Below are 26,210 nucleotides of genomic sequence, written 5' to 3'. Positions count from 1 at the left end.
CAAAGTAGTCTGATGCCATGCCCGAACGCCGTACCGTCGCCCTTGTCACTCTTGGCTGCGCCCGTAACGAGGTGGACTCGGAGGAGCTTGCAGGCCGCTTGGCAGCGGACGGCTGGGAGCTCGTCCAGGACGCCTCGGACGCGGACGTCGCCGTCGTCAACACCTGCGGATTTGTCGAAGCCGCGAAGAAGGACTCCGTCGACGCCCTGCTGGAAGCCAACGATCTCAAGGGCCAGGGCAAGACCCAGGCCGTCGTCGCCGTCGGCTGCATGGCCGAGCGTTACGGCAAGGAGCTGGCCGAGGCCCTGCCCGAGGCGGACGGTGTGCTCGGCTTCGACGACTACGCCGACATCTCGGACCGGCTCCAGACGATCCTGAACGGCGGCATCCACGCGTCGCACACGCCCCGTGACCGGCGCAAGCTGCTGCCGCTCAGCCCGGCCGCGCGACAGGATGCCGCCGGGGTGGCCCTGCCCGGTCACGGCCACGCCGGCGGGGTCGCCACGGCGGCCCCCGCGGTCGGGGCGCCGGCCCTGGCCCCCGCTGTCGCGCCGGATCCCGAGACGCTCCCCGCCGACCTGCCCGCCGGGCTCGCGCCCGCCTCGGGCCCGCGCGCCCCCCTGCGGCGCCGCCTGGACACCAGCCCCGTCGCCTCCGTGAAGCTCGCCTCCGGCTGCGACCGCCGCTGCTCCTTCTGCGCCATCCCCTCGTTCCGCGGCTCCTTCATCTCCCGGCGCCCCAGCGACGTGCTCACCGAGACGCGCTGGCTCGCCGACCAGGGCGTCAAGGAAGTCATGCTCGTCTCCGAGAACAACACCTCGTACGGCAAGGACCTCGGCGACATCCGCCTGCTGGAGACCCTGCTGCCGGAGCTGGCCGCCGTCGACGGCATCGAGCGCATCCGGGTCAGCTACCTCCAGCCGGCCGAGATGCGCCCCGGCCTGATCGACGTCCTGACGTCGACGCCCAAGGTCGCGCCGTACTTCGACCTGTCCTTCCAGCACTCCGCGCCGGGCGTGCTGCGCGCGATGCGGCGCTTCGGGGACACCGAGCGCTTCCTGGAACTGCTCGGGACCATCCGGGGCAAGGCCCCGCAGGCGGGTGTGCGCTCGAACTTCATCGTCGGCTTCCCCGGCGAGACGGAGGCCGACTTCGCCGAGCTGGAACGTTTCCTGACCGGCGCGCGGCTCGACGCCATCGGCGTCTTCGGATACTCGGACGAGGACGGCACGGAGGCCGCCACCTACGGCGACAAGCTGGACCAGGACGTCATCGACGAGCGGCTGGCGCACCTGTCGCGGCTCGCCGAGGAGCTGACGGCCCAGCGCGCCGAGGAGCGCCTCGGTGAGAGCCTTGAGGTGTTGGTGGAATCGGTCGCTCCGGAGAGTGGGGACGATTCCGAGGAGGCCGCTGTCGGGCGCGCGGCGCACCAGGCGCCCGAAACGGACGGACAGGTGATCTTCACCTCCGCCACGGGTCTGCGTCCCGGCCGTATGGTCGAGGCGAAGGTGGTCGGCACCCAGGGCGTGGACCTGGTCGTCGAGTACTGCGACTTTCCGGGGGACGACCCACGGACCCCGGGTGAGGAGGCGGCCAGATGACCGGAGTCCCGGCGTCCGCTGCGGGCGGTACCGGCGCGAAGCGGGTACCGGCGCCCAAAGGCAAGCTGGGGGCTGCTGCGGTCAATCAGGCCAGCCTGTGGAACATCGCCAACATACTCACCATGGTGCGGCTGGTGCTCGTGCCCGCCTTCGTTGTGCTGCTGTTCCAGGACGGCGGATTCGACCCGGCCTGGCGTGCCTGGGCGTGGGCGGCGTTCGCCGTCGCGATGATCACCGATGTCTTCGACGGGCATCTTGCCCGTACGTACAACCTGGTCACCGACTTCGGGAAGATCGCCGACCCCATCGCCGACAAGGCGATCATGGCGGCGGGGCTGATCAGTCTCTCGGTGCTGGGCGATCTGCCCTGGTGGGTGACGAGCGTCATCCTCTTCCGTGAGACCGGCATCACGCTGATGCGGTTCTGGGTGATCAGACTCGCCGTCATCCCGGCCAGCCGGGGCGGCAAGGCGAAGACCCTGGCGCAGGGCGTGGCGGTGGGGATGTACGTCCTGGCGCTGACGGGGCCGCTGGCGACGCTGCGGTTCTGGGTGATGGCGCTGGCGGTCGTGCTGACGGTGCTCACCGGGCTGGACTACGTACGCGACGCGGTGCTCATCCGGCGGCGGGGGATCGTGGCGCAGCGGGCGGCACAGGCCCACCGTCATGGCGGGACCGATGGGTCCGGTGAGGCGGACGAGGCCGGGGAGAGTGCCGCTGCGGAGTCCACGCGGTGAACGGCGGCGCGGCGCGGGTGCTGGCGCTGCTGGAGGACCGGTCCGCGACGCTGGCCGTCGCGGAGTCCCTGACCGGCGGCCTGGTGGCCGCGGAGCTGACCTCGGTCCCCGGCGCCTCCCGGAGCTTCCGCGGGTCCGTGACGGCCTACGCGACGGATCTCAAGCGGGACGTCCTGGGCGTCGCCGCACCCCTCCTGGCGGAACGCGGTGCGGTGGATCCCGAGGTCGCACGGCAGATGGCGGCGGGGGTACGACGGGTCCTGGGCGCCGACTGGGGCGCCGCGACCACCGGGGTGGCGGGTCCCGAACCGCAGGACGGGCAGCCCGTGGGGACCGTCTACGTGGCGGTCGTAGGACCGATCGGTCCCGGGAAAGTTGTCGCTCTGCGGTTGAACGGTGACCGGGCGGACATTCGTAAAGAGAGTGTGGTCAGCGTGCTGGGACTGCTCCGCAGCGAACTTTCCGGGAACGGGCGGACACAGGATACGGAACAGAACGGGGGGAATTGATGTTTGCAGCCCTGAGTGAACACCGCATCGCTCCCCGCACGGCCGCGGCGCGAGGCGGTACGGTGGGGCGAGAAGGATGCGGCTACGCGGTCCGAGGAGGGAGCCACCGATGATTCTGCTCCGTCGCCTGCTTGGTGACGTGCTGCGTCGGCAGCGCCAGCGCCAGGGCCGTACTCTGCGCGAAGTCTCCTCGTCCGCCCGAGTCTCGCTCGGCTATCTTTCCGAGGTGGAGCGGGGGCAGAAGGAGGCATCCTCCGAGCTGCTCTCCGCGATCTGCGACGCGCTTGATGTACGGATGTCCGAGCTCATGCGTGAAGTGAGTGACGAGCTGTCGCTGGCCGAGCTGGCCGCGTCGGCGGCGGCGAACGAGCCGGTGCCTGCGCCAGTACGTCCGATGCTCAACTCTGTCTCCGTGACGTCGGTGGCCAAGGTGCCGACGGAACGGGTGACCATCAAGGCACCTACGGAAGCGGTGGACGTCGTCGCCGCCTAGATTCCCCGGGTGCTGTCCCACCCGTTCGTACGTTCGGCGCGAGCCCCGTCCGGTGCATCTCACCGGCCGGGGTTTTTGTCGTCCCCCCGGGAGTGAAATGACCTCTTCAGGGCATCTGTGCCATGGTTGAAGGTACGTACGAACGGCAATGGAGGACGTGCATGTCTGTCGTCAAGAGTTCCCTTTCCGAGGAAGACCTCAAGCTGGTCGGCGAGGCGCTCCAGGGCGCGCTCGTGGACCTGGTGGATCTCGCGCTGGTCGCCAAACAGGTGCACTGGAACATCGTCGGTCCCCGCTTCCGCTCCGTACATCTCCAGCTCGACGAGGTCGTGACCACGGCGCGGCAGCACATGGACACCGTGGCCGAACGGGCGTCGGCCCTCGGTGTCACCCCGGACGGCCGCGCCGGCACGGTCGCGGCCACCAGCGCCTTCGGTACGGTCCCGAACGGCTGGATCAAGGACGCGGACGCGGTCCGCCTCATGGTCGACGGCCTCGGCGCGGTGATCGAGCAGATGCGCGACCGCGTCAAGGTGACCGACGACCCCGACCCGGTCACCCAGGACGTCCTGATCCAGGTGACGGCGGATCTGGAGAAGCATGCCTGGATGTTCCAGGCCGAAAGCGTCTGAGCGACTGGAGCAGCCGTTGAGGGCTGCGGGCCGCGCGAACGTGAAGAGGGTCTCCCGGCCGACGGCCGGGGGACCCTTCGCGCGTGCTGCTGGTGCGGGGGTGGCGGCTTTTGGGTGGGGATGGGCGTTCTGGATGCGGGGTAGGGCTGGGCGGGGGAGACTTCTGAGACGACCGGAGGCCGGGTGGTCCTGGGGCGGGCGGAGGAGGCAGCGGCGGCTATGGCGAGGCGATGGATCCTTCTGCCGACGGTCGCGCTGGGCGGGCTGTGGTGGTGGGCGGTCCTGCGGCTCGTGCTGGCGCCCGAGCACACCGGCTTCGTCGAGGGGGCGGTGGCGGCGGGGGGCTGGGGGCTGAGTCTGCTGCCGGTGCATGCCGCGTCCCGTACGGCTGCCGGGGGGTCCGAGTCGGTACGGGGGTCCGAGTCGGTACGTTCCGCCGGGGTGTCCTCCTCACGGCGCCGGGGCGGGGACTCAGGCGCGTAGGCGCAGGCCCCTCGGGGTGGCGTGGAAGCCCGCCGTCTCCAGGGTGCGGCCCAGGGGGGACGTCAGGGCCGGGGCGCCGTTCGCCCGCTCCACCGTGATCGTGCCGAGGGCTCCCGCGCGGGCCGCTCCCGCCAGGGCCTGGGCCGCCGCGGTGAGGGCCGGGTCGTCCGGGTCCTTCGGCCAGGCCAGGAGGGTCTTGCCACCCCGTTCCATGTACAGCGTCAGCTCGCCGTCGACCAGGACGACCAGGGAGCCGGCTTTCCGGCCTGGCTTGTGCCCGGCGCCGTCCGGGGGCTCGGGCCAGGGCAGCGCCGCCCCGTACGCGTTGGCGGGGTCCGCGGCCGCCAGGACCACGGCCCGGGGCGCCGCGCCGGATTCCCCGCGGTCGCGGGCCGTCGCCGCCGCGCGGAGCCGGTCGACCGCGCCGTCCATCGCGAACTGGGCCGCGCCCAGGCCCTCCACGACATAGCCGCGGCGGGCCTGTCCGCTGTCCTCGAAGGCCGACAGGACGCGGTACACGGCGGAGAAGCCGCCCTCGACCCCTTCCGCGGCGACCGCGCCCCGGGTCACCACGCCATGGCGGTCGAGGAGGGTCCTGGCCAGCGCGTGCACGCGGTGCGTACGGTCCGGCTCCGGGGCGGGGAGCAGCGACCAGCGTCCGCTGACCGTCGGCGGGCCCGTGCGCGACGCGGTCCGCGCGGCCGTCGTGAGCGAGCCGTACCGTCCGCGCGGGACGGCGCGCCTGGCCCGGTGGGCGGTGGAACCCGCCGTGCGGCCCGAGCCGAGCAGCGCGCGCAGGGGCGCGAGGGTGTCGTTGGTGAGCCGGCCGGACCAGGACAGGTCCCAGAGGACGTCGGCCAGGTGCGGATCGGCCGCGTCCGGGTGGGTGGTGGCGCGGACCTGGTCGGCGATCTGGCGGAAGAACAGGCCGTAGCCGCCCGAGAGGATCGTGAGGACGGATTCGTGGAGGGCGCTCAGCTCCAGGGGGTGCGGGGGCGCCAGCAACAGCGGGGCCGTGTCGGCGAGGTGGAGCGAGACCCAGCCGTCCTTGCCGGGGAGCGCGCCCGCGCCCGCCCACAGCACCTCGCCCGTGGTGGTCAGTTCGTCCAGCAGCGCCGGGGTGTAGCCGCTGACCCGGGACGGCAGGATCAGCCGCTCCAGGGCCGAGGCCGGGACCGGCGCGCCCTGCAACTGCTCCACGGCGCGGGCGAGTCCGTCGATCCCGCGCAGGCTGTGGCTGCCCAGGTGCTGCCACTGGGGGAGGAAGGTGGCGAGCGCGGCGGGCGCGACCGGCTCCAGCTCCTGGCGCAGGGCGGCCAGCGAGCGGCGGCGCAGCCGGCGCAGGACCGTGGCGTCGCACCACTCCTGGCCGATGCCCGAGGGGTGGAACTCGCCCTGGACGACCCGGCCGCCGGCCGCGAGGCGTTGCAGCGCGCCGTCCGTGACCGCCGCGCCGAGGCCGAAGCGCGCGGCGGCCTGGGACGAGGTGAACGGGCCGTGCGTACGGGCGAAGCGGGCGAGGAGATCGCCCAGGGGGTCCTTGACCGGCTCGGTGAACGCCTCGGGGACGCCGACGGGCAGGGCGGTGCCCAGCGCGTCCCGCAGCCGGCCCGCGTCCTCGATCGCCGCCCAGTGGTCGGCTCCGCCGACGCGGACCCGGATGGCCCGGCGGGCCTCGGCCAGCTCCCCGGCCCAGGGCGCCCGCGCGCCGCGCTCGGCCAACTCGGCGTCCGTGAGCGGCCCGAGGACCCGCAGGAGGTCGGCGACCCCCTCCACGTCCTTGATACGGCGGTCCTCGGTCAGCCACTGGAGTTCGCGCTCCAGCTCGGTGAGGACGTCCGGGTCGAGCAGTTCGCGCAGCTCGGCCTGGCCCAGCAGCTCGGCCAGCAGCCGGGAGTCCAGGGACAGCGCGGCCGCGCGCCGCTCGGCGAGCGGGGAGTCGCCCTCGTACAGGAACTGGGCGACATAGCCGAAGAGCAGGGAGCGGGCGAAGGGGGAGGGCTCGGTGGTGGTGACCTCGACCAGCCGGACCTTCCTGGACTCGATGTCCCCCATCAGTTCTGTGAGACCCGGCACGTCGAACACGTCCTGGAGGCACTCCCTGACGGCCTCCAGCACGATCGGGAACGAGCCGAACTCGCTGGCCACCTGGAGGAGTTGGGCGGCGCGCTGGCGCTGCTGCCACAGCGGGGTGCGCTTGCCGGGGCTGCGGCGCGGCAGCAGCAGCGCCCGCGCCGCGCATTCACGGAAGCGGGAGGCGAACAGCGCGGAGCCGCCGACCTGTTCGGTGACGAGTCCGCTGATCTCGCCCCGGTCGAAGGCCACATCGGCGGCTCCGACGGGCGCCTGGGCGCTGTCGAAGGTCGTGTCGAGGCGGTCGCGCTCCTTGCCGGGGCCGCCGGACCCGCCCGCACCCGTCGCGCCCGTCGCGCCCGGATGGTTGAGGTCGCCGAGGTCCGCGTCGAGCAGGTCGAGACCCATCAGGTCGGCGTCGGGCAGGCGCAGCACGATGCCGTCGTCCGCGTGCATGACCTGCGCGTCCATCCCGTACCGCTCGGCGAGGCGGGCGCCGAGCGCCAGCGCCCAGGGAGCGTGCACCTGGGCACCGAACGGGGAGTGGATCACCACCCGCCAGTCGCCCAGCTCGTCCCGGAAGCGCTCGACGAGGATCGTCCGGTCGTCCGGGACGTGACCGCAGGCCCGGCGCTGCTCGTCCAGATACGCCAGCAGGTTGCCCGCCGCCCAGTGGTCGAGGCCCGCCGTCATCAGCCGCAGCCGGGCGTCCTCCTCGGAGAGCGCGCCGACCTCACGCAGGAACGCGCCCACCGCGCGCCCCAGCTCCAGCGGTCGGCCCAGCTGGTCGCCCTTCCAGAAGGGCAGCCGGCCCGGGGCGCCCGGCGCGGGGGTGACGAGCACCCGGTCGCGGGTGATGTCCTCGATGCGCCACGACGACGTGCCGAGCGTGAAGACATCGCCCGCCCGCGATTCGTACACCATCTCCTCGTCCAGCTCACCGACCCGCCCGCCGCCCTTCTTCGGGTCGGACCCGGCCAGGAAGACGCCGAACAGGCCACGGTCCGGGATGGTGCCCCCGGAGGTGACGGCCAGGCGCTGCGCCCCCGGGCGGCCCGTGACCGTACCGGCCACGCGGTCCCACACCACACGCGGACGCAGCTCCGCGAAGGCGTCCGACGGATAGCGCCCGGCGAGCATGTCCAGTACGGCGGTGAAGGCCGATTCGGGCAGGGAGGCGAACGGCGCGGCCCGGCGGGCCAGCGCCAGCAGGTCGTCGGCCTGCCGGGTGTCCAGGGCGACGATCGCGACCAGCTGTTGCGCCAGGACGTCCAGCGGATTGGCCGGGACCCGCAGCGCCTCGATGGAGCCGCTGCGCATTCGCTCCGTGACCACCGCCGCCTGCACCAGATCGCCCCGGTACTTGGGGAAGACCACCCCCGTGGAGACCGCCCCCACCTGGTGGCCCGCCCGTCCGACGCGCTGGAGGCCGGAGGCGACCGAGGGCGGCGACTCGACCTGGATCACCAGGTCCACCGCGCCCATGTCGATACCCAGCTCCAGGCTGGACGTGGCCACGACGGCGGGCAGCCGGCCCGCCTTGAGATCCTCCTCGACCTGCGCGCGCTGCTCCTTGGACACCGAGCCGTGATGCGCCCGCGCGAGCAGCGGCGGCGCGCCCTGCGCCGCGCCCGACTGGGCCATCACCTCGGCGGGGGAGTGCGCCTGGGGCATCGCCTCCCCTGTCGCCCGTTCGTACGCGATCTCGTTCAGCCGGTTGCACAGGCGCTCCGCGAGGCGGCGGGAGTTGGCGAAGACGATCGTCGAGCGGTGGGACTGGACAAGATCGGCGATCCGCTCCTCCACATGCGGCCAGATCGAGGGCTTCTCGGCGTCGTTCGTGTCGGTCGCGGGAGAGCCGCCCAGCTCGCCCAGATCCTCGACCGGTACGACGACGGACAGGTCGAACTCCTTGCCGGACGGGGGCTGGACGATCTCCACCCGGCGTTGCGGGGAGAGGTAGCGGGCGACCTCCTCCACCGGACGGACCGTCGCGGAGAGACCGATACGGCGGGCCGGGCGCGGCAGCAGCTCGTCCAGCCGCTCCAGGGAGAGCGCGAGATGCGCCCCCCGCTTCGTCCCGGCGACGGCGTGCACCTCGTCCAGGATCACCGTCTCGATCCCGGCGAGCGCGTCCCTGGCGGCGGACGTGAGCATCAGGAACAGCGATTCGGGGGTCGTGATGAGGATGTCCGGCGGTTTCGTCGCCAGCGTCCTGCGCTCGGCGGCCGGGGTGTCCCCGGAGCGGATACCGACCCGCACCTCGGGCTCCGGCAGGCCGAGCCGTACGGACTCCTGCCTGATACCGGTGAGCGGGCTGCGCAGATTGCGCTCCACGTCCACGGCGAGGGCTTTGAGCGGCGACACGTACAGCACCCGGCAGCGCTTCCGTGCCTCGGCGGGCGGCGGCTTCGACGCCAGCTGGTCGAGGGCGGCGAGGAAGGCGGCGAGCGTCTTGCCGGAGCCGGTCGGGGCGACGACCAGCACGTCCGAGCCCTCCTGGATGGCGCGCCAGGCCCCCTCCTGCGCCGCGGTGGGCGCGGGGAAGGCCCCCGTGAACCAGGCGCGGGTCGCGGGGGAGAAGGAGTCGAGCGCGGTACGTGCCATGCCACCTATCGTGCACCCGGCCACTGACAATCGCCCGGAGCTGGGGAAACGGCCCCGCTGCGCCGTTCGTGCTGCTGCCGCGCGACGGCAGAATGGGGGCATGGTGGCACGGGAGCGGGCACGGCACTGGAACTACGCCGACCTGCCGGGGGTCGACCTGTTGCGTGCGCACTACATCCACAAGACGTTCCTCCGGCACACCCACGAGACGTTTGTCATCGCCGCGATCACCGAGGGCGTCGAGATCTTCCACCACGGCGGTGGCGACCAGTACGCCGGACCCGGGTCCCTCGCGCTGGTCAACCCCGAGACGCCGCACACCGGCCACGCCCAGGATCCCGAGGGCTGGCAGTACGGGGCCGTCTACCCGTCGGCCGACGTGGTCGCCGCCATCGCGGCCGAGACGACGACGATCCGCGGGACCCCCGGTTTCACGGCCCCGGTCTTCGACGACCCGTACACCGTCCGGTTGGTGCACCAGGTGCTCCGCGCGGCCGACGAGGGCAACGCCCTGGCCGCCGACACCCTGCTGCGGGTCGCCGTGACCCGCCTCCTGCGGCTCAACGGCGGCACGCTCCAGCAGCGGCAGGTACGGGGCGCGGGGGCCGGGATCGCGGCACGCGCGCGTGCCGTGCTGGAGGAGCGGATGGCCGACCCGCCCTCCCTGGAGCGGCTCGCGGCGGACCTCGGGACCGGTCCGTTCGCGCTGCTGAGGGCGTTCAGGGACTCGTACGGCCTGCCTCCGCACACCTGGCTGACCGACGCGCGTGTGCGGCGGGCCCGCCGTCTCCTGGACGCGGGCACCGCCCCGGCGGAGGCGGCCGTCGCCGTCGGCTTCTCCGACCAGCCGCACCTCAACCGGCACTTCACCCGCATCGTCGGCGTGCCGCCGGGCGCCTACAGCAGGGAGCGGCGGCCCGTACGGTGAGCGCGAGGGTGATCTTGTACGGTCGGCGCAAGAACGTACAAGACGACCGCGTCCCGCCCCCGTAGCGTCCGGGACGTGGCAGATCAGACAGCATCCGCACCCTGGCCCGCGACGCCGGACGGCCCCCAGGGCACGTCGGACGGACCGGGCACGTCAGGCAGATCGAGTACGTCGGACAGGCCGGGCACGTCAGGCACCGACACACCGGCGCCCACCACCGGGCAACCCGTCCCCGGGCCGAAGTCCGACCGGGCCGTCGTCCGCGACGCGCTGGGGGTCGGGATCGCCGTCGGGCTCTCCGGTTTCGCCTTCGGCGTCACCTCCGCCGGCGCGGGCCTCACCGTCCTCCAGAGCTGCGCGCTCAGCCTGCTGGTCTTCACCGGCGCCTCCCAGTTCGCCCTGGTCGGAGCCCTGGCGGCGGGCGGCAATCCGCTGACCGCAGCGGCCGGCGCGTTTTTCCTCGGTGTACGCAACGCGTTCTACGGACTCAGGCTGTCGCAGCTGCTGCGGCTGCCCGGTCCCGTACGGCCCTTCGCCGCCCAGTGGGTCATCGACGAGACCACGGCGGTCGCCCTCGCCCAGCCCACCCGGCGCGGCGCCAGGATCGGCTTCACCGTCACCGGACTCAGCCTCTACGTCCTCTGGAACCTCACCACGCTCGCCGGGGCGCTCGGCGCCGAGGCCCTGGGGGACACCGACGCGTGGGGCCTCGACGCGGCAGGACCCGCCGTCTTCCTCGCGCTGCTGGCTCCCATGCTGCGGACGGCGACCGAGCGGACGGTCGCGGGTCTGGCCGTCGTCCTCGGGCTGGGCTTCCTGCCGGTGCTGCCCGGCGGTGTCCCCGTCCTGGTCGCGGCGCTGGCCGCGCCCGCCGCGCTCTACGTCCAAGGTGTGCACGGCCGCAGAAAGGAAGCAGGGCGTTGAACATCTGGATCGCCATCGGGGTGACAGCCGTGGGCTGTTATCTCGTCAAGCTGGTGGGTCTGCTGGTGCCCGAGGGGGCGCTCGAACGACCTCTCGTACAGAAGCTCGCCGCGCTGCTCCCCGTCGCCCTCCTGGCCGCGCTCACCGCGCAGCAGACGTTCAGTCTCGACGGCTCGCTCGTCGTGGACGCGCGGGGCGCGGGACTCGCGGCGGCGGCGCTCGCGCTGGTCCTGCGTGCCCCCTTCCTGGTGGTCGTGGGGGCGGCGGTGCTGGTCACGGCGGGGGTACGGGCCCTGGGAGGCTGAGCCGGCAGGGGCGCGATACTGGTGCCATGCGCTTGACGATTTTCTGGGAGCGGATGGCGGACCACTTCGGCGTCGCGTACGCCGAGTCCTTCGCCCGCGATCATGTGATGGCCGAGCTGGGGGGTCGTACGGTGTACGGCGCGCTTGAGGCGGGCTGGGAGACGAAGGACGTGTGGCGGGCGGTCTGCGCCGCGATGGACATCCCGGCGGAGAAGCGGTGAGGCGGATCGGGGGGCACCCGTGCCTCACGCGCGTAGCTCGCACCGCGTCACGATTCGATCGCGTTGTGCTGACGCGCGGATGAACGAACCGGCCGTGGCGGCGCCTCGTCGTCCTCGGTGGGACGGGACGTCCCGGCGGTAGGCGACACTTGGCCAGTGGCACCGACAGACGAGACCCCGCAGGGCGTACATCCGCCGATTCCGTCCCCCTCGCCCTCCTCCTCCCGATCCCCCGTCCCGGCGCTCGCCGGTGCCGGTGGGGGCGTCCGGGACGGGAGCGACGACGGCCGGGCCCGTATGCCCCATTGGCTGCCGCGCGCCATGATCCTGGCGCTGGGACTCGTCGCCTGTTTCCAGCTGGGCAGTTGGGCGTTCCATCAGCTCATCGGACTGCTGATCAACGTACTGATCGCGTTCTTCCTGGCGCTGGCGGTCGAACCGGCCGTCAGCCGCATGGCGTCGAGCGGGATGCGGCGTGGACTCGCCACGTTCCTGGTCTTCTTCGGTGTGGTGGTCGCGAGCGTCGGCTTCGTCGTGATGCTCGGCTCGATACTGGCCGGCCAGATCATCCAGATCGTCGAGTCCTTCCCCGCGTACCTCGACTCGCTGATCAACTGGCTCAACGAGAACTTCCACACCGAGCTGTCCCGGGTCGCGGTCCAGGACAGCCTCCTGCACTCCGACTGGCTCCAGCGGTACGTCCAGAACAGCGCCACCGGGGTGCTCGACGTCTCCACCACCGTGCTCGGCGGGCTGTTCCGACTGCTGACGATCTTCCTGTTCTCGTTCTACTTCGCGGCCGACGGCCCCCGGCTGCGGCGCGGACTGTGCTCCGTCCTGCCGCCCGCCAAGCAGGCCGAGGTGCTGCGCGCGTGGGAGATCGCGGTCGAGAAGACCGGCGGCTACATCTACTCCCGCGGGCTGATGGCCCTCATCTCGGGGGTCGCCCACTACGTCCTGCTGGCGACCCTGGGGGTGCCGTACGCGCCGGTGCTCGCGGTGTGGGTGGGGCTGGTGTCGCAGTTCATCCCGACCATCGGTACGTATCTGGCGGGCGCCCTGCCGATGCTGATCGCCTTCACCGTGGCCCCCTGGTACGCGCTCTGGGTGCTCGGATTCGTGCTGCTCTACCAGCAGTTCGAGAACTACGTCCTCCAGCCCAAGCTCACCGCCAAGACCGTCGACATCCACCCGGCGGTGGCCTTCGGCTCGGTCATCGCGGGTACGGCCCTGCTGGGCGCGGTCGGCGCGCTGATCGCGATCCCGGCGATCGCCACGCTCCAGGCGTTCCTGGGGGCGTACGTGAAGCGGTACGCGGTGATGGACGACCCGAGGGTGCACGGCACGCGGCCGCGCGGCGGCGGGGCGGTCCTGGGGTGGGCGAGGCGCAGGAGGCTGGGGCGGCGGCGGTGAGCGGGTGAGTCCGTCCGCCGAGGCCGACCCGGGTGGTACGGCCGGATCGCCCGCCGTGCATGCTGGGTCGTGACACCCCGAGAGAAAGTCCCGCATCCGTGTACGTAGCGCGTTCGCTCGCCCTGTTCGTGGTTGCCGCGCTGTTCGAGATCGGTGGAGCCTGGCTCGTCTGGCAGGGGGTGCGCGAGCACAAGGGCTGGATCTGGATCGGCGCCGGCGTCATCGCGCTCGGCCTGTACGGCTTCGCGGCGACCCTCCAGCCGGACGGGCAGTTCGGCCGGATCCTGGCGGCGTACGGCGGCGTCTTCGTGGCAGGATCGATCCTGTGGGGCGTGGTCGCCGACGGCTACCGCCCGGACCGTTACGACATCACCGGTGCGTCGATCTGCCTGGTCGGCATGGCCGTTCTCATGTTCGCGCCGCGCGGCCACTGAGCCGTCGCGCCGCCCGCGTTCAGCGACACCCTCCCCCCTTCGCCGTGCGGCTTACCGCGCGCGCCCGATCGGTGGTGCGCGCCTCCGGACCGTCACCCAGGGGTGTCCCGCGTGTGTTCTTCTTCGTCCTCTTCCGAGAACGCCGACTCGTGTCCACGTACGCGTGTGTTGCCGACTCTGACCGTGCTCGCCCTCGGCGCGTCGGTGGTGGGCACGAGTGAGCTGGGAATCGCGGGGCTGCTCCCCGCCATCGGCGCCGACCTGGCGGTCTCCGTCGGTGCGGCGGGCACGCTCGTCTCCGTGTACGCGCTGGCGGTGGTGGTGGCGGGGCCCCTACTCACCCTTGTCCTGAGGAGGGCGCCTCGACGGCAGGTGCTGCTCGGCGCGTTGGGCGCGCTCGCCGTGGGGAACGGTGTGACCGCTGTGGCCGCCGGGTTCCCTCTCCTGCTCGCCGCGCGGGCGTTCACCGGTGCGGCGGCCGCCGTCTACGCCGTGACGGCGCTCGGCACGGCGACGGCGCTGGTGGGCCCCGAGCGGCGGGGCCGTGCGGTGGCCGTCGTCTTCGGCGGCATCACGGTCTCCGGCGTCGTCGGCGTCCCGGCGAGCACGCTGCTGGGGGACGTCGTGGGGTGGCGCGGGGTGTACGGCGGGCTGGCGGCCCTGGGGGCGGCCGTGCTGTTCGCGGCGAGGCTGCTGGTGCCCTCCACCCCCGGCCCGCCTTCGGCTCCCGCCTCACCGTCCGGTACGAAGGCGCAGCTGGCGGCGCTGGTCCGGGGGCGGATGCCGTACACCTTCGTGGGCAACGCCGCTGTCACGGCGGGCCACTACACGGCGTCCACGTACTTCGTCGTCCTCCTGACCCGCCGTACGGACCTCGGCCCGGCCACGGCGGCCCTCCTGCTGCTCACCGGCGGCGTGGCCGCCACGCTCGGCAACGCGGCCGGTGGTGCGGGCGCGGACCGCCGTACCCGCCGCACCCTGCTGGTCGCGGCGGTCACGCTCGCCCTGTGCCTGGGCGTGGTCCCCGCGGTGATGACCGGTCCGGCCCTGACCTGGCTCACGGCCCTGGTCTGGTCCGCGGCGTTCAGCGCGTTCAGCACCGCCGCGCAGGCGGGTGTGGACCGGCGGGCCGGTCCCGGGGCGCAGCTCGCCGGGGCGGTCAACATCTCCGTGTTCAACACCGGCATCGCGGCGGGCTCCGCCGTGGGCGGCGCGGTCCTGGGCCGGGCCGGCTTCACCGGCGTCCATCTCGCCGCCGCGGCCCTGGTGGTGGCGGGACTCGCGGCGGTCCTCCACGCCCAGCCCCGGGACACCCCGTCCGACCCGGGCCCGGTTCGCGGCCGTCGCGGGGCCGGTGGGTGCCGTCAGACAAGGGCGAAGCCGGCTGAGGCCACGCCCACCCCCACGGTGAGGAAGAGCAGCCAGATCCCGGTCCGGCGGCCGGCGGAGTTCCGTCCGTAGGTGCGGGAAGCCAGCCGGCCCGTCGCGCCGATCCCCGCGCCGACGACGATCAGGATCACTCCCAGGACGGTGGCCATCAGCGCCGCCCCCTGACGTACGTCTTCCAGATTCCCCAGGCGAACATGCCGAGGACGAAGGCGGAGATGAGCAGGACGACCACCACTCCCGCCGTACCGTCCGGGATCCACGCACCACGACCGTCTGCCAGTTCCACCAGGATCTCCCCCTCCGCCGCGCCGCATCCGCCAGATCTGGAAGGTCCGACCGCCGGCTCCTCCCGTGGGAGCGCCTACCCGGCTCCCACGCACCGACGCAGCGGTTGGCGACTTCCCCTACCGGACAGTGAGTTGCGGGGCCGGGGACGGGAGGCGTGTCGTGCTTGACACTGAAATCGAACATCCGTTCTGATGGGACGCGGACCGGTTTTCCCGGGGTCGGCCGGTGGCGTTTCCGGCGGACTTGTCCACAGGCTGGGACGGCGCCGGAGCCCGTTGTCAGTGGCAGGGGATAGCGTCTTTGACGTGAAGCGATCGACACAAGCAAATCGGGTGGAACCCATGGCAGGAACCGACCGCGAGAAGGCGCTCGACGCCGCTCTCGCACAAATTGAACGGCAATTCGGGAAGGGCGCGGTGATGCGCCTGGGCGAGCGGCCGAACGAACCCATCGAGGTCATCCCCACCGGATCGACCGCGCTCGACGTCGCGCTCGGCGTCGGCGGTCTGCCGCGCGGCCGTGTGGTGGAGGTGTACGGACCGGAGTCCTCCGGAAAGACGACCCTCACGCTGCACGCGGTGGCGAACGCGCAGAAGCTCGGCGGCACGGTGGCCTTCATCGATGCCGAACACGCCCTCGACCCCGAGTACGCGAAGAAGCTCGGCGTCGACATCGACAACCTGATCCTGTCCCAGCCGGACAACGGCGAGCAGGCGCTGGAGATCGTGGACATGCTGGTCCGCTCCGGGGCGCTCGACCTCATCGTCATCGACTCCGTCGCGGCCCTGGTGCCGCGCGCGGAGATCGAGGGAGAGATGGGTGACTCGCACGTCGGCCTCCAGGCGCGGCTGATGAGCCAGGCGCTCCGGAAGATCACCAGCGCGCTCAACCAGTCCAAGACCACCGCGATCTTCATCAACCAGCTCCGCGAGAAGATCGGCGTCATGTTCGGCTCGCCGGAGACCACGACCGGTGGCCGCGCGCTCAAGTTCTACGCGTCGGTGCGCCTCGACATCCGCCGTATCGAGACGCTCAAGGACGGCACGGACGCCGTCGGCAACCGCACCCGCGTCAAGGTGGTCAAGAACAAGGTCGCGCCTCCCTTCAAGCAGGCCGAGTTCGACATCCTGTACGGCCACGGCATCAGCCGCGAGGGCGGCCTGATCGACATGGGCGTGGACGAGGGCTTCGTACGGAAGGCCGGCGCCTGGTACACGTACGAGGGCGACCAGCTCGGCCAGGGCAAGGAGAACGCGCGGAACTTCCTCAAGGACAATCCCGACCTCGCCGACGAGATCGAGAAGAAGATCCTGGAGAAGCTCGGCATCGGTGTCAGGCCGGAGGCGGCGGCCGTCACCGCCGAGCCGGCCGCGGCGGCGATCTCCGCCACGGCGTCAGGTGCGGCCACCGCGGCCGAGGACCCGGCGAAGTCGGTGCCGGCTCCTGCCACCAAGGCCAAGTCGGCCAAGGCAGTAGCGGCCAAGAGCTAGTTCGTCCGATGCCTTATGCGAAGAGGCGGCGAACGGACCGGCCGGGCGGCAGCCCCGACCCGGACTCGTCGGGAGCCGGGCAGGAGCTGCCGCCCCAGGATCCGGCCGAGCGGGCGCGGGCGATCTGTCTGCGCCTGCTCACGGGCACCCCCCGCACCCGGAAACAGCTGGCGGACGCGCTGGAGAAGCGGGAGATCCCCGAGGACGTGGCGGAAGAAGTCCTCTCCCGCTTCGAGGACGTGGGGCTCATCGACGACGCCGCGTTCGCGGGCGCGTGGGTGGAGTCCCGGCACCACGGCCGGGGCCTGGCCCGGCGTGCCCTGGCCCGTGAGCTGCGGACCAAAGGCGTGGACGCGACCCTGATCGACGAAGCGGTCGGACAGCTCGACTCCGAGCGGGAGGAGGCGACCGCCCGCGAACTGGTCGCCCGCAAGCTCCGGTCCACCCGCGGCCTGGAGCGCGACAAACGGCTCCGCCGGCTCGCGGGCATGCTGGCCCGCAAGGGGTACGGAGAGGGCATGGCGCTGCGCGTGGTCAAACAGGCGCTGGAGGAGGAGGGCGAGGACACGGAAGGGCTGGACGAGGAGTTGTACTGAGAAGCTCCACCGACGGGGGCTCGGGTAGGGGAAGGGCTTGGGTAGGGGTGGCCCTACCCCCAAGACGCGGGGTCGCTCCAGTGCACAGAGGTATGTGCACAGAGCACTGTGGACGGCATGGCACAGGAACCCCGCCGCCCCGCGATGACCGACCTCGCCTCGCTCAAGGCGCTCGCGCAGCCCCGGCGGCAGCAGATACTCGAACGGCTGACCCTGCACGGGCCCGCGACCTCGGCGATCCTCGCCCGCGCGCTCGGGCTCAACACCGGAGCCACCAGCTACCACCTCCGTGAGCTGGCCCGTTACGGCTTCGTCGAGGAGACCGACGGCGCGACTCCCCGCAGGGAGCGCTGGTGGCGGGCCGTCCCCGGCGACCGGCGGTTTCCGCCGCGCAGCCGCCAGAGCCCCGAGATGCGCCTCCTCATGGACGAGTTGAACCACCAGGCGTACGCGGCGGACCTCGACCTCTTCGAACGGCTGCAACGGGAGAGCGACGCCCTGGGCGACTGGGCGGACGCCTTCCCGTACTCGCGCGGCACGATGCGGCTCACCCGCGACGAACTGGCCGAGTTCTTCGAGGAGTACATCGCGCTCCTCGACCGCTACAAACGGGCCGGCGAACTGACCCCGCCCGGTGCGCGTCCCGTGCTCACCCGGCTGCTCGCCTTCCCGGCCCCCGACGCCCCCGCTCCCTCCCACGGCGTCCCCGGTACCACCGACGAGACGGACGCGTCATGATGCTGCGGTACGCCTTCCAGACGATCAAGGACCGTAAGGCCGGGTTCCTCGGCGCCTTCGCCGCCCTGATGTGCGCCGCCGCGCTCATCACCGCCTGCGGCACCCTCCTGGAGACCGGCTTACGCGGCCGGATCGCCCCCGAGCGCTACGCCGCCGCGCCGCTGATCGTCTCCGCCGACCAGGACGTCCACCGGACGACGGTCAAGCACAAGGGCGACGGCGAGACCAAGACCAAGCACAAGGCGAAGCCCGTCGCCGAGCGCGCCTGGCTGTCCGACACGATCCTCGGCCGGGTCGCGGCCGTCGACGGCGTCCGGTCGGCCGTACCGGAACTGGCCTTCCCCGCCCAGCCGTTGAGCGGCGGTACGGACGCGACGGACGGGACCTCGTACGGCCACGCCTGGGAGTCCGCCGCGCTCACCCCCTTCACCCTGGTCGACGGCCGCGCCCCGAAGGCCGCCGACGAGGTGGTGATCGACCGCCCGCTCGCCCGGCGCGCCGGACTGCGGCCGGGGGACCGGCTGGCAGTCCAGTCCACCCACGCCCCGCGCACCTACACCGTCTCGGGCATCGCCGCCGCCCAAGGCGGCGACCTACGACAGCAGACCTCGCTCTTCTTCTCCGCCGCCGAGGCCCGGCGGCTGGCGGGCCGGCCGGGGCAGGTCACGGCGATCGCGGTGGTGCCGGAACGCGGCACCGACACCGGGGCGTTGAAGACCGCGCTCTCCCGCGCCCTGGACGGCACCACCGCCCAGGTCACCTCCGGTGACGACCGCGGGCCTGTCGAATTCCTCGGCGCCTCCGGCGCCCGGGTGAAACTCATCTCCATGGGCGGCGCGATGGGTGGTACGTCCCTGCTCGTCGCGATCCTCGTCGTCGTCTCCACCTTCGCCCTCTCCATCCAGCAGCGGCACCGCGAACTCGCCCTGCTGCGGGCCATCGCCGCCACCCCCCGCCAGATCCGCGCCCTGCTCGGCCGTGAGGCGCTGCTCGTCGGCGCGGCGGCCGGAGTGGTCGGTGCTCTGGCCGGACTGCCCCTCGGGGCCTGGCTCCACGGCCGTTTCGTCGCCCTGGGCGCCGTACCGGCCACCCTGGAGCGCGTCACCAGCGTCTTCCCGGCCTTCGCCGCCATCGCCGTCACCGTCCTCGGGGCCTGGGCGGCGGCCCGGATCTCCGGCCGCCGCATCACCCGGATCCGCCCGGCGGAGGCGATGGCCGAAGCCGCCGTCGAGCGCACCCGTCCCGCCTGGGGCCGGCTGACCGCCGGACTGATCCTGCTGGCCGGCGGGGTGGTCCTCGTCGTCGTGCTCAGCACGCTGCGCACCGAACCCGCGTCGACCCCCGTGACGTTCCTGGCCGTTGTGGTCCTGGCCACGGCCGTCTCCCTGCTCGGCCCGCCGCTCCTGAGGGCGGTCATGGTGCCGCTCGCCGTCCCCCTCCGGCTCGCCGGGCCCGGCGGCGGGCTCGCCGCCGCGAACATCCGCGCGCATGCCACCCGGATGGCCGCCGCCGTCACCCCGCTGGCCCTGCTGATCGGGATGACCTGCACCGTCCTCTTCGTCCAGCCGACGCTGGAGGACGCCGCCCGGGCGCAGGCCCGCGAAGGGACCCTGGCCGGCTGGGTGCTCACCTCCGGGGGACCGGGGGTCCCGTCGGAAGCGGCCGAACAGGTCCGTGAGGTCCCGGGCGTCACGGCGGTCACGGAGGTGGTGCGGACCACGGTCCGCGTCGGTCTCGACAAGTACGCGGCCCAGGGCGTCACCCCCGCAGGACTGGACCGGACCTGGGACCCGGACCTGCTCCACGGCTCGCTCAAGGGGTTCGGCCCGGACACGGTGGCCGTCAGCGAACTCGCCGCCGATCAGCTGGACCTGCGGGTGGGTTCCCGCCTGCGGCTGACGCTCGGCGACGGTACGCCGGCCGCCCTCACCGTCTCCGCCGTCTACGGACGCGGTCTCGGCTTCGGCGATCTGACCGTCGCGCACGACCTGTTGGCCGGTCATATGGACAACCCGCTCGCCACGACGGTCCTCGTCGCGGGTGACGTCTCAGGAGGCGCGGGCCGGGAGCGGGAGCGGACGGCGCTGAGCGCGGCCGTCGCAGGGTTCCCCGGCGTGAGCGTCCTCGATCCGGCCGGTGCCGACCGTCTCCAGGCGGAACGGGGGCAGGCCAACGCCGAGGTCAACTTCCTCGCCATGGGGCTGGTGCTGGCCTTCACCGCGATCGCCGTCGTCAACACGCTCGCCATGTCGGTCTCGGAGCGGATCAGGGAGTTCGCGATGCTCCGCCTGGCCGGCGGCACGCGCCGCCAGGTCCTGCGGATGCTGCGCGCCGAGGCACTCACGCTCCTGCTGACCGCCACCGTGCTCGGCACGGGCATCTCCCTCGCCGTCCTGACCGCGTTCAGCGCCGGGATGACGGGCGGGGCGGGTCCCTCGGTACGACCGCTGCTGTACGGGGCCGTCGTCGGCGCCGCCGCGCTGCTCGCGCTGGTGGCGACCGCACTGCCCGGCAGGTCCGCACTGAGGGCCCGGCCGGTGGAGGTGGTCGCCGCCCGGTAGCGGGGAGGAGGGGGCGGGCCGGCCGGGGAATCAGCCGGCCCGCAGGCGAACCGGCAGGGAGACCCGGTCGGGCCGGACCCGATCCCGCCCGCCACTTCACGGGGTGACCGGCAGCCCCTCGGCCTTCCACGCCTGGAAGCCCCCGACGAGGTCGGTCGCGCGATGGAGTCCCAGTTGCCGCAGCGACACCGCGGCGAGGCTTGACGCGTACCCCTCGTTGCAGATCACCACCACCCGCAGGTCATGGCTCGTGGCCTCCGCCGCCCGGTGGCTGCCCTGCGGGTCGAGACGCCACTCCAGTTCGTTGCGCTCCACGACGAGCGCCCCGGGGATCAGCCCGTCCCGTTCGCGCAGGGCCTGGTAGCGGATGTCCACCAGCAGGGCGCCGCTCCCGGCGGCCTCGAAGGCCTCCCGGGCCTCCACCCGGTCGAGCCCCTCGCGGACCCGCTCCAGCAGTTCGTCGATCCCGACCCGCTCACCGGCGCCGGCGGTCGTGGACCCGGTGGCTATCGCCGCGTTGTCGCCGTTGGAGGCGTTGGTGGCATGGGTGGCGCTCACTGCCAGTCCTCCGGACCCTCGACCTGCTCCAGCCGGAGGACGGCGCCGTTGCGGCTGTAACGCCTTATCATCGGCAGCGGCGGGTAGTACGCGTGTACGGAAACGGCGTGCTCGCTCTCCGACTCGTTCCGTACCTCGTGCACATGGTGCTTGCCGAACGCCCGGCCCACGCCCGCCGTCAGCTGCCGCTCGCGGTCCACCCCGTCGGCCAGCTCCAGTGTCTTCCAGCCCTCGGTGGGCAGCCGGGCCGCCAGCGAATCCTCCTTGAGCGTCCCCGCCGCCGTGGCGAGCGCGCCGTGCGAACCGCCGTGGTCGTGCCAGCCCGTGCCCGTGCCGGGCGGCCAGCCGATCAGCCAGGCCTCGCTGCCCGCGGGCCCTTCCAGCCGGATCCAGGTACGGCCCTCGGGATCGAGGGGGAGCGTCGCGATCAGCTCGGTGTCGGCGGCGGCACGGCGGACGAAGTCGAGCAGTTCGGCGGCCGTGGGACCGGGGCGCGAGGCGCCGGCCGGCGTGCGAGACGAGACGCCGGAAGGTGCGGCGCCGGAAGGTGCGGGAGCGGGGATCTCCGCGGTGGCGACGGCCGCCGACGCGGTGGAAGAGCCGTCGGCGGGCTGTGCGGGCGCGGAGGAACGTACGGGTGAAGACATCGGGTGACCGTCCTGAAGAAGTTCGCGGGAAGCACTGCCGCCTGAGGCACGGCGGCGCACGGAAAAACGGCGAATCAGCAGGACGGGCGACAGACGCAGCCCGCGTAGCGGACCAGGTCCATATGGACCCTCCGCCACAGGCGCACATCGGTGTCAGTCACGTTTCGGAGTACACCATGTGAGCCCGTGGACGGTCAATTGATGTTCAAGGTGTGGTCAGGAGCCGCCGGTGACGACGGCGCGGAGGGCTTCGAGGGCGGGGCCGGGGACGGTACGGACGGGGCGCCGGCCGCCGCCGGGTCACCCCCGCGTGCCGCGTCGGCCGCCTCGTACAGCGCGGCGGGGCGCACCCCGCCGAAGGCCGCCACCAGATGGCCGTCCGGCCGTACCAGCAGCACGCTGTGCGCCGACGCGCCCGGATAGCCCTCGGTGACCAGCAGCTCAGCCCGTACCGGCAGAGCCGTCACCGCCGCCGCCAACCGGGGCATGACCCCCGCCGTCAGCCAGTGCCGCCGGTCCCACACCCCGGTGCCCGGCGCGACGAGCACGACGAGCAGCCGTCCCCGCCCCAGCCGGTCCCGCAGCCCGGCGGTCGTCCCGTCCGGCGCCGTCACCCGTACGTTGTCGACCGGCGCGCCGGGGGCCGTGCCGACCGCCGTGTGCGCCTCGGAGTGCGGAGGCGCGAGGGGGGAGTGCGGATAGGCCGGCGGTGCTCCCAACGGCCCGAAGCCCAGATGTCCGTCCGAGAGCAGCGTGTCGTGCCCGCGTACGCCCCCCGGGAGATACGTCCTCAGCCCCCCGCCGCCGCGCAGTATCGGCAGCGACTGGTCGGCGGCGCGCAGCCGTGCGGCCACGGCCGTGCGCCGCTCCGCCTGGTAGCTGTCGAGCAGGGTGTCGGACGCGCCGTGATGCCAGGCGTGGGCCAGCTTCCAGGCGAGGTTGTCGGCGTCCCGCAGCCCTTCGTCGAGCCCCTGCGTGCCCACGGCGCCGAGCAGGTGCGCCGCGTCCCCGGCGAGGAACGCGCGGCCCACTCGCCAGCGCTTGGCCAGCCGGTGGTGCAGGGTGTAGACGCCGGTGTCGAGCAGTTCGTACGGCGGGGTCTCGCCGCACCAGCCGGCCAGGGTGTCCCGTAAACGGGCGATCAGCGCGTCGGGGGTGACCAACTCGTCCCGCGAGGGCAGCAGCCAGTCGAGCCGCCACACACCGTCCGGCAGGGGGCGGGCGGAGACCTCCGCGCCGCCGGAGCGCCACGGCGGCTGCCGGTGCAGTACGGCCTCCCCGGGCCAGGGCAGGTCGGCGCGCAGCGCGGCGACGGCGTGGCGCTCGACCCCCGTACGGCCGGGGAAGCGGACCCCGAGCAGTTTGCGGACGGTGGACCGGGCGCCGTCGCAGCCCACCAGGTGACTGCCGCGCCACCAGGTCGCCCCGGGGCCGCGGGTGTGCACGCTGACCCCGCGCGCGTCCTGCTCCAGCGAGTCGAGGCGGTTGCCGGTCACGACCCGTACTAGCGGCTGGTCCGCGATGGCCTCGCGCAGCCCGCGGGCCAGCGCGTGCTGGGGGATGTGCAGCGGGGCCGGGCCGCCGTCCTCACCGAGCGGCTGCTGTCGCATCAGTTGCTTGCGCCTCAGTGACCGCCAGCCCACCCAGTGGACTCCCTCGTCACGCAGGGTGGTGCAGCCGAGGCGCTCGGCGAAGGAGGCGGTGTCGGAGCGCAGGACGACGGTACGGGCCGGGCGCGGGTCGTCCGTACCGGACCCTTCGTCCAGGACGACGCTGGGGACGCCCTGGGCGGCGAGGGCGAGGGAGAGGGCGAGCCCCACGGGGCCCGCGCCCGCCACGATCACCGGGTCCACGGCGCGACTCCTCCGGCCCGTACGGTCCTGCGGTCAGTGGCGGTTGGAGCCCGGTACGCGATCACAGAACGTATGCAACCTATTGGGGGTGCCCCCGTCAAGCGACGACCGGGGCGGCGCGCGCCCGGTGAGGGCGCCGCCGCCCCGGCCGGGACGCTGCTGGACTCGGATGCTGCTGGACTTGAGGCGCTGTCGGCCTCAGATTCCGGTGGCCGACTTCGACGCGCCCGGACCGTTGGCCAGATCCGCGTCGCCCGCCCCGAGAACCGCGCCCGTGCTCTTCTTCGCCGTGCGGAGCCGCTTCTCCAGCCAGCCCGCGAACGTCGTGAGCACGAAGTTGAGGACGATGTAGAGCAGGGCGATGACGGTGAACGCGGCGATGGTGTTGGCGCCGTAGTTCGCGGTGATGGTGCGGTTCTGCGAGAGCAGTTCCTGGAGGCCGAGCAGCGCGCCGCCGAGCGCGGTGTCCTTGACGATCACGACCAGCTGGCTGACCAGGGCGGGCAGCATCGCCGTGACCGCCTGCGGCAGCAGGACGTACGTCATGGCCTGGCCCTTGCGCATCCCTATCGCCTTCGAGGCGTCGGTCTGCCCGTACGGGAGCGAGAGGATGCCGGCCCGGACGATCTCCGCGATGACGGACGCGTTGTACAGCACCAGGCCCGTCACCACCGCGTACAACGGCCTGCTGTCCGACGGGATGTCGGTGAACTGCACGTACAGCTGACTCGCGAAGACCATCATGATCAGCACGGGGATCGAGCGGAAGAACTCGACGACCACGCCCACCGGCACCCGGACCCAGCGGTGGTCGGAGAGCCGGCCGATACCGAGCAGCGCGCCGAGCGGCAGGGCTATCACGACGGACAGCGCCGCCGCCTGGAGGGTCACCCCGAGGCCGGGCAGCAGATAGGTCGTCCAGACCCGGGAATCCGTGACGAACGGACTCCATTTCTCGGACGCCAGCTGGTTCTTGTCGGCCATGGTGGAAAGGACCCACCAGACCGCCAGTCCGAGGACGGCGAGAAACACGATCGTGTAGATGATGTTGCGCCGCTTGGCGCCGGGTCCCGGGACGTCGTAGAGGACGTTGGTGGCACTCATCGTTTCACCGCCACTCGCTTGCTGACCCAGCCGAGGATCAGGCCCATCGGAAGGGTGAGAACAACAAATCCGAAGGCGAACACCGCGAATACGGCGAAGAGCGCGTCGGCCTCGTTCTCGATCATCGTCTTCATCAGCGCGGCGGCTTCCGCGACGCTGATCGCGGCGGCCACCGTGGTGTTCTTGGTCAGGGCGATCAGTACGTTCGCGAGGGGCGCGACAACGGAACGGAACGCCTGGGGGAGCACGATCAGCGTCAGCACCTGGAAGAAACTCAGGCCCAGCGCGCGGGCCGCCTCGGCCTGTCCGACCGGCACGGTGTTGATGCCGGAGCGCAGGGCCTCACAGACGAAGGTGCCGGTGTAGGCGACCAGGCCGAGGACAGCGAGGCGGAAACCGATCGACTTGAAATCCTGGCCGCCGAGCGTGATCGCGAGCGTCTGGTAGAGACCCAGCGAACAGCCGACGATGATCACCGTCAACGGGGTGTTGCGCACGAGGTTGACGTAGGCGGTGCCGAAGGCACGCATCAGTGGCACGGGACTGACGCGCATCCCGGCCAGCAGCGTTCCCCATATCAGGGAACCGACCGCGGAAAGAAGGGCGAGCTGTACGGTCACCCAGAACGCGCCGAGCAGGTCGTACCGCCCGGAATCAAGAAAGTCGAACACGATGCCCCGCGCTCTCCCCAGGTTGGCTTTCCGGTACGCGCCGCCGGTCGTCCCGGCGGCGCGTCACCGCTGTCTCTGCTGGTCGGTGATCGGGCCGTGTCAGCCGATCGCGGGGGCGGGCTCGTTCTTGTAGCCGGCCGGACCGAAGTTGGCCGTCACGGCCTTCTGCCAGGAACCGTCCGACTCCATCTTCTTGAGGGCGTCGTTGATCTTGCCGAGCAGTTCGGTGTCGCCCTTCTTGAGGCCGATGCCGTAGTTCTCGTCGCTGAGCTTGAGGCCGACGAGCTTGAACTTGCCCTCGTGCTCCTTCTGCGCGGCGTAACCGGCGAGAATGGAGTCGTCGGTCGTCAGGGCGTCGACGGTCTTGTTCTCCAGGCCCGTCAGGCACTCGGAGTAGCCGCCCTGCTCCAGGAGACCGGCCTTGGGGGCGAGCCTCTCCTTGACGTTCTGCGCCGAGGTGGAGCCCGTGACCGAACAGAGCTTCTTGGAGTTCAGGTCCTCGGGCTTGGTGATGGAGGAGTCGTCCGCGCGGACCAGGAGGTCCTGGTGGGCGAGGAAGTACGGTCCCGCGAAGTCGACCTTCTGCTTGCGCTCGTCGTTGATCGAGTAGCTCGCGGCGACGAACTTCACGTCACCGTTGGCGATCAGGTTCTCGCGCTCGGCGCTAGGCGCCTGCTTCCACTCGATGTCCTTGGCGTCGTAGCCGAGTTCCTTGGCGACGTACGTGGCGACGTCGACGTCGAAGCCGGTGAAGGTGCCGTCCGGCGTCTTCAGGCCGAGGCCCGGCTGGTCGAACTTGATACCGATGGCGATCTTGCCGCCGCCCTCGCTGCCGCTGTCGTCACTGCTGTCGCCGCCGCACGCGGTGGCGGTCAGGGCGAGGACGAGAGCGGCGGCGGCGGACGCGCCTGCCTTGTGAAGCTTCATGCGTGGACTTCCCTCAAGTGAGACGTTG

At 72.3% G+C, this 26,210-nt stretch carries 25 protein-coding genes and 1 pseudogene; 17 read left to right on the top strand and 9 right to left on the bottom strand.

Going from position 1 to position 26,210, the window contains the following annotated elements; genetic code table 11:
• Positions 1–17 precede the first annotated feature (17 nt).
• The 6 genes from rimO to OG349_RS09350 all read left to right on the top strand — a co-directional run bounded on the left by rimO (position 18) and on the right by OG349_RS09350 (position 4,455).
• Positions 18–1,601, top strand: coding sequence for a 30S ribosomal protein S12 methylthiotransferase RimO (rimO, locus tag OG349_RS09375; protein ID WP_327234184.1), 1,584 nt, complete (start codon positions 18–20; stop codon positions 1,599–1,601).
• Positions 1,598–2,338: a CDP-diacylglycerol--glycerol-3-phosphate 3-phosphatidyltransferase gene (pgsA, locus tag OG349_RS09370; protein ID WP_327234183.1), complete on the top strand. Its 741-nt coding sequence runs from the start codon at positions 1,598–1,600 to the stop codon at positions 2,336–2,338. The genes rimO and pgsA overlap by 4 nt, the downstream gene beginning before the upstream one ends.
• Positions 2,335–2,847 (top strand): CinA family protein, encoded by a 513-nt coding sequence (locus OG349_RS09365; RefSeq protein ID WP_327234182.1) that lies wholly within the window; start codon positions 2,335–2,337, stop codon positions 2,845–2,847. The genes pgsA and OG349_RS09365 overlap by 4 nt, the downstream gene beginning before the upstream one ends.
• A gap of 109 nt (positions 2,848–2,956) precedes the next feature.
• The gene (locus OG349_RS09360; protein WP_161309327.1) at positions 2,957–3,340 is read left to right on the top strand and encodes a helix-turn-helix domain-containing protein; all 384 of its coding nucleotides are present in this window, start codon (positions 2,957–2,959) and stop codon (positions 3,338–3,340) included.
• A gap of 161 nt (positions 3,341–3,501) precedes the next feature.
• The gene (locus tag OG349_RS09355) at positions 3,502–3,972 is read left to right on the top strand and encodes a Dps family protein (protein ID WP_327234181.1); all 471 of its coding nucleotides are present in this window, start codon (positions 3,502–3,504) and stop codon (positions 3,970–3,972) included.
• A 219-nt stretch (positions 3,973–4,191) separates the two neighbouring features.
• Entirely contained in the window at positions 4,192–4,455 is a 264-nt protein-coding gene (locus tag OG349_RS09350; RefSeq protein WP_327234180.1) for a hypothetical protein, read from the top strand.
• Here the strand turns inward: OG349_RS09350 and OG349_RS09345 are convergent.
• Complete coding sequence (locus OG349_RS09345; RefSeq protein ID WP_327234179.1) at positions 4,444–9,135, bottom strand: Lhr family ATP-dependent helicase; 4,692 nt, start codon at positions 9,133–9,135, stop codon at positions 4,444–4,446. The two genes, OG349_RS09350 and OG349_RS09345, sit on opposite strands and share 12 nt — an antisense overlap.
• A 100-nt stretch (positions 9,136–9,235) precedes the next feature.
• On the opposite strand from OG349_RS09345, the gene OG349_RS09340 reads away from it, so the two are divergent.
• The 7 genes from OG349_RS09340 (at position 9,236) to OG349_RS09310 (ending at position 14,821) form a co-directional block, all read left to right on the top strand.
• Positions 9,236–10,063 (top strand): AraC family transcriptional regulator, encoded by an 828-nt coding sequence (locus tag OG349_RS09340; RefSeq protein ID WP_327234178.1) that lies wholly within the window; start codon positions 9,236–9,238, stop codon positions 10,061–10,063.
• Positions 10,064–10,333: 270 nt separating this feature from the next.
• Positions 10,334–10,987, top strand: a complete 654-nt coding sequence (locus OG349_RS09335) for an AzlC family ABC transporter permease (protein ID WP_327238506.1) — start codon at positions 10,334–10,336, stop codon at positions 10,985–10,987.
• Positions 10,984–11,292, top strand: coding sequence for an AzlD domain-containing protein (locus tag OG349_RS09330; RefSeq protein WP_327234177.1), 309 nt, complete (start codon positions 10,984–10,986; stop codon positions 11,290–11,292). The genes OG349_RS09335 and OG349_RS09330 overlap by 4 nt, the downstream gene beginning before the upstream one ends.
• Positions 11,293–11,318: 26 nt before the next feature.
• Entirely contained in the window at positions 11,319–11,513 is a 195-nt protein-coding gene (locus OG349_RS09325; protein WP_327234176.1) for a DUF3046 domain-containing protein, read from the top strand.
• Between the two features lie 297 nt (positions 11,514–11,810).
• Positions 11,811–12,926 carry an AI-2E family transporter gene (locus OG349_RS09320; protein WP_327238505.1) on the top strand — a complete coding sequence of 372 codons (1,116 nt, stop codon included), beginning with the start codon at positions 11,811–11,813 and terminating at the stop codon, positions 12,924–12,926.
• Positions 12,927–13,024: 98 nt separating this feature from the next.
• Positions 13,025–13,360: a YnfA family protein gene (locus OG349_RS09315; protein ID WP_327234175.1), complete on the top strand. Its 336-nt coding sequence runs from the start codon at positions 13,025–13,027 to the stop codon at positions 13,358–13,360.
• A 165-nt stretch (positions 13,361–13,525) separates the two neighbouring features.
• Positions 13,526–14,821 (top strand): MFS transporter, encoded by a 1,296-nt coding sequence (locus OG349_RS09310; protein WP_327234174.1) that lies wholly within the window; start codon positions 13,526–13,528, stop codon positions 14,819–14,821.
• Between the two features lie 76 nt (positions 14,822–14,897).
• Here the strand turns inward: OG349_RS09310 and OG349_RS09305 are convergent, their stop codons facing one another.
• Complete coding sequence (locus tag OG349_RS09305) at positions 14,898–15,035, bottom strand: hypothetical protein (protein ID WP_327234173.1); 138 nt, start codon at positions 15,033–15,035, stop codon at positions 14,898–14,900.
• 193 nt (positions 15,036–15,228) lie between these two features.
• Between OG349_RS09305 and recA the strand changes: the two are divergent.
• From recA to OG349_RS09285, 4 genes and pseudogenes are all read left to right on the top strand, one after another.
• Positions 15,229–16,302: pseudogene (gene recA, locus OG349_RS09300) on the top strand (recombinase RecA); the annotation flags it as partial.
• Entirely contained in the window at positions 16,245–17,123 is an 879-nt protein-coding gene (gene recX / locus OG349_RS09295; RefSeq protein ID WP_327238504.1) for a recombination regulator RecX, read from the top strand. The pseudogene recA and the gene recX, both read left to right, overlap by 58 nt.
• A 117-nt stretch (positions 17,124–17,240) precedes the next feature.
• Positions 17,241–17,861, top strand: coding sequence for an ArsR/SmtB family transcription factor (locus OG349_RS09290; RefSeq protein ID WP_327234172.1), 621 nt, complete (start codon positions 17,241–17,243; stop codon positions 17,859–17,861).
• The gene (locus OG349_RS09285) at positions 17,858–20,422 is read left to right on the top strand and encodes an ABC transporter permease (protein WP_327234171.1); all 2,565 of its coding nucleotides are present in this window, start codon (positions 17,858–17,860) and stop codon (positions 20,420–20,422) included. Before OG349_RS09290 ends, OG349_RS09285 begins: the two co-directional genes overlap by 4 nt.
• A 96-nt stretch (positions 20,423–20,518) precedes the next feature.
• On the opposite strand, the gene OG349_RS09280 is transcribed toward OG349_RS09285, so the two are convergent.
• The 7 genes from OG349_RS09280 to OG349_RS09255 all read right to left on the bottom strand — a co-directional run bounded on the left by OG349_RS09280 (position 20,519) and on the right by OG349_RS09255 (position 26,182).
• Positions 20,519–20,932 (bottom strand): rhodanese-like domain-containing protein, encoded by a 414-nt coding sequence (locus OG349_RS09280; RefSeq protein WP_327238503.1) that lies wholly within the window; start codon positions 20,930–20,932, stop codon positions 20,519–20,521.
• A gap of 44 nt (positions 20,933–20,976) precedes the next feature.
• The gene (locus OG349_RS09275) at positions 20,977–21,627 is read right to left on the bottom strand and encodes a cysteine dioxygenase (RefSeq protein ID WP_327234170.1); all 651 of its coding nucleotides are present in this window, start codon (positions 21,625–21,627) and stop codon (positions 20,977–20,979) included.
• 74 nt (positions 21,628–21,701) lie between these two features.
• Positions 21,702–21,773, bottom strand: coding sequence for a putative leader peptide (locus OG349_RS34815; protein WP_309544753.1), 72 nt, complete (start codon positions 21,771–21,773; stop codon positions 21,702–21,704).
• A gap of 48 nt (positions 21,774–21,821) precedes the next feature.
• Positions 21,822–23,480, bottom strand: coding sequence for an FAD-dependent monooxygenase (locus OG349_RS09270; protein WP_327234169.1), 1,659 nt, complete (start codon positions 23,478–23,480; stop codon positions 21,822–21,824).
• 198 nt (positions 23,481–23,678) lie between these two features.
• Positions 23,679–24,584 (bottom strand): amino acid ABC transporter permease, encoded by a 906-nt coding sequence (locus OG349_RS09265; RefSeq protein ID WP_327234168.1) that lies wholly within the window; start codon positions 24,582–24,584, stop codon positions 23,679–23,681.
• Positions 24,581–25,255, bottom strand: coding sequence for an amino acid ABC transporter permease (locus OG349_RS09260; RefSeq protein WP_327234167.1), 675 nt, complete (start codon positions 25,253–25,255; stop codon positions 24,581–24,583). The genes OG349_RS09265 and OG349_RS09260 overlap by 4 nt, the downstream gene beginning before the upstream one ends.
• A gap of 99 nt (positions 25,256–25,354) precedes the next feature.
• On the bottom strand, positions 25,355–26,182 hold the full coding sequence (locus OG349_RS09255; protein WP_327234166.1) for a glutamate ABC transporter substrate-binding protein: 828 nt from the start codon (positions 26,180–26,182) through the stop codon (positions 25,355–25,357).
• Positions 26,183–26,210: the final 28 nt, after the last annotated feature.

It is taken from the genome of Streptomyces sp. NBC_01317 (assembly GCF_035961655.1).
Lineage (GTDB): Bacteria > Actinomycetota > Actinomycetes > Streptomycetales > Streptomycetaceae > Streptomyces.
The sequence above is the reverse complement of the archived record's forward strand: the minus strand, read 5'-3'. Positions and strand labels throughout refer to the sequence as shown.

Excerpts from the sequence above, each read along its gene's own strand:
- rimO (WP_327234184.1), top strand. The coding sequence starts at position 18 with ATGCCCGAACGCCGTACCGTCGCCCTTGTCACTCTTGGCTGCGCCCGT.
- pgsA (WP_327234183.1), top strand. The coding sequence starts at position 1,598 with ATGACCGGAGTCCCGGCGTCCGCTGCGGGCGGTACCGGCGCGAAGCGG.
- OG349_RS09360 (WP_161309327.1), top strand. The coding sequence starts at position 2,957 with ATGATTCTGCTCCGTCGCCTGCTTGGTGACGTGCTGCGTCGGCAGCGC.
- OG349_RS09355 (WP_327234181.1), top strand. The coding sequence starts at position 3,502 with ATGTCTGTCGTCAAGAGTTCCCTTTCCGAGGAAGACCTCAAGCTGGTC.
- OG349_RS09350 (WP_327234180.1), top strand. The coding sequence starts at position 4,192 with ATGGCGAGGCGATGGATCCTTCTGCCGACGGTCGCGCTGGGCGGGCTG.
- OG349_RS09345 (WP_327234179.1), bottom strand. The coding sequence starts at position 9,135 with ATGGCACGTACCGCGCTCGACTCCTTCTCCCCCGCGACCCGCGCCTGG.
- OG349_RS09340 (WP_327234178.1), top strand. The coding sequence starts at position 9,236 with ATGGTGGCACGGGAGCGGGCACGGCACTGGAACTACGCCGACCTGCCG.
- OG349_RS09325 (WP_327234176.1), top strand. The coding sequence starts at position 11,319 with ATGCGCTTGACGATTTTCTGGGAGCGGATGGCGGACCACTTCGGCGTC.
- OG349_RS09320 (WP_327238505.1), top strand. The coding sequence starts at position 11,811 with ATGCCCCATTGGCTGCCGCGCGCCATGATCCTGGCGCTGGGACTCGTC.
- OG349_RS09290 (WP_327234172.1), top strand. The coding sequence starts at position 17,241 with ATGGCACAGGAACCCCGCCGCCCCGCGATGACCGACCTCGCCTCGCTC.
- OG349_RS09285 (WP_327234171.1), top strand. The coding sequence starts at position 17,858 with ATGATGCTGCGGTACGCCTTCCAGACGATCAAGGACCGTAAGGCCGGG.
- OG349_RS09275 (WP_327234170.1), bottom strand. The coding sequence starts at position 21,627 with ATGTCTTCACCCGTACGTTCCTCCGCGCCCGCACAGCCCGCCGACGGC.
- OG349_RS09265 (WP_327234168.1), bottom strand. The coding sequence starts at position 24,584 with ATGAGTGCCACCAACGTCCTCTACGACGTCCCGGGACCCGGCGCCAAG.
- OG349_RS09255 (WP_327234166.1), bottom strand. The coding sequence starts at position 26,182 with ATGAAGCTTCACAAGGCAGGCGCGTCCGCCGCCGCCGCTCTCGTCCTC.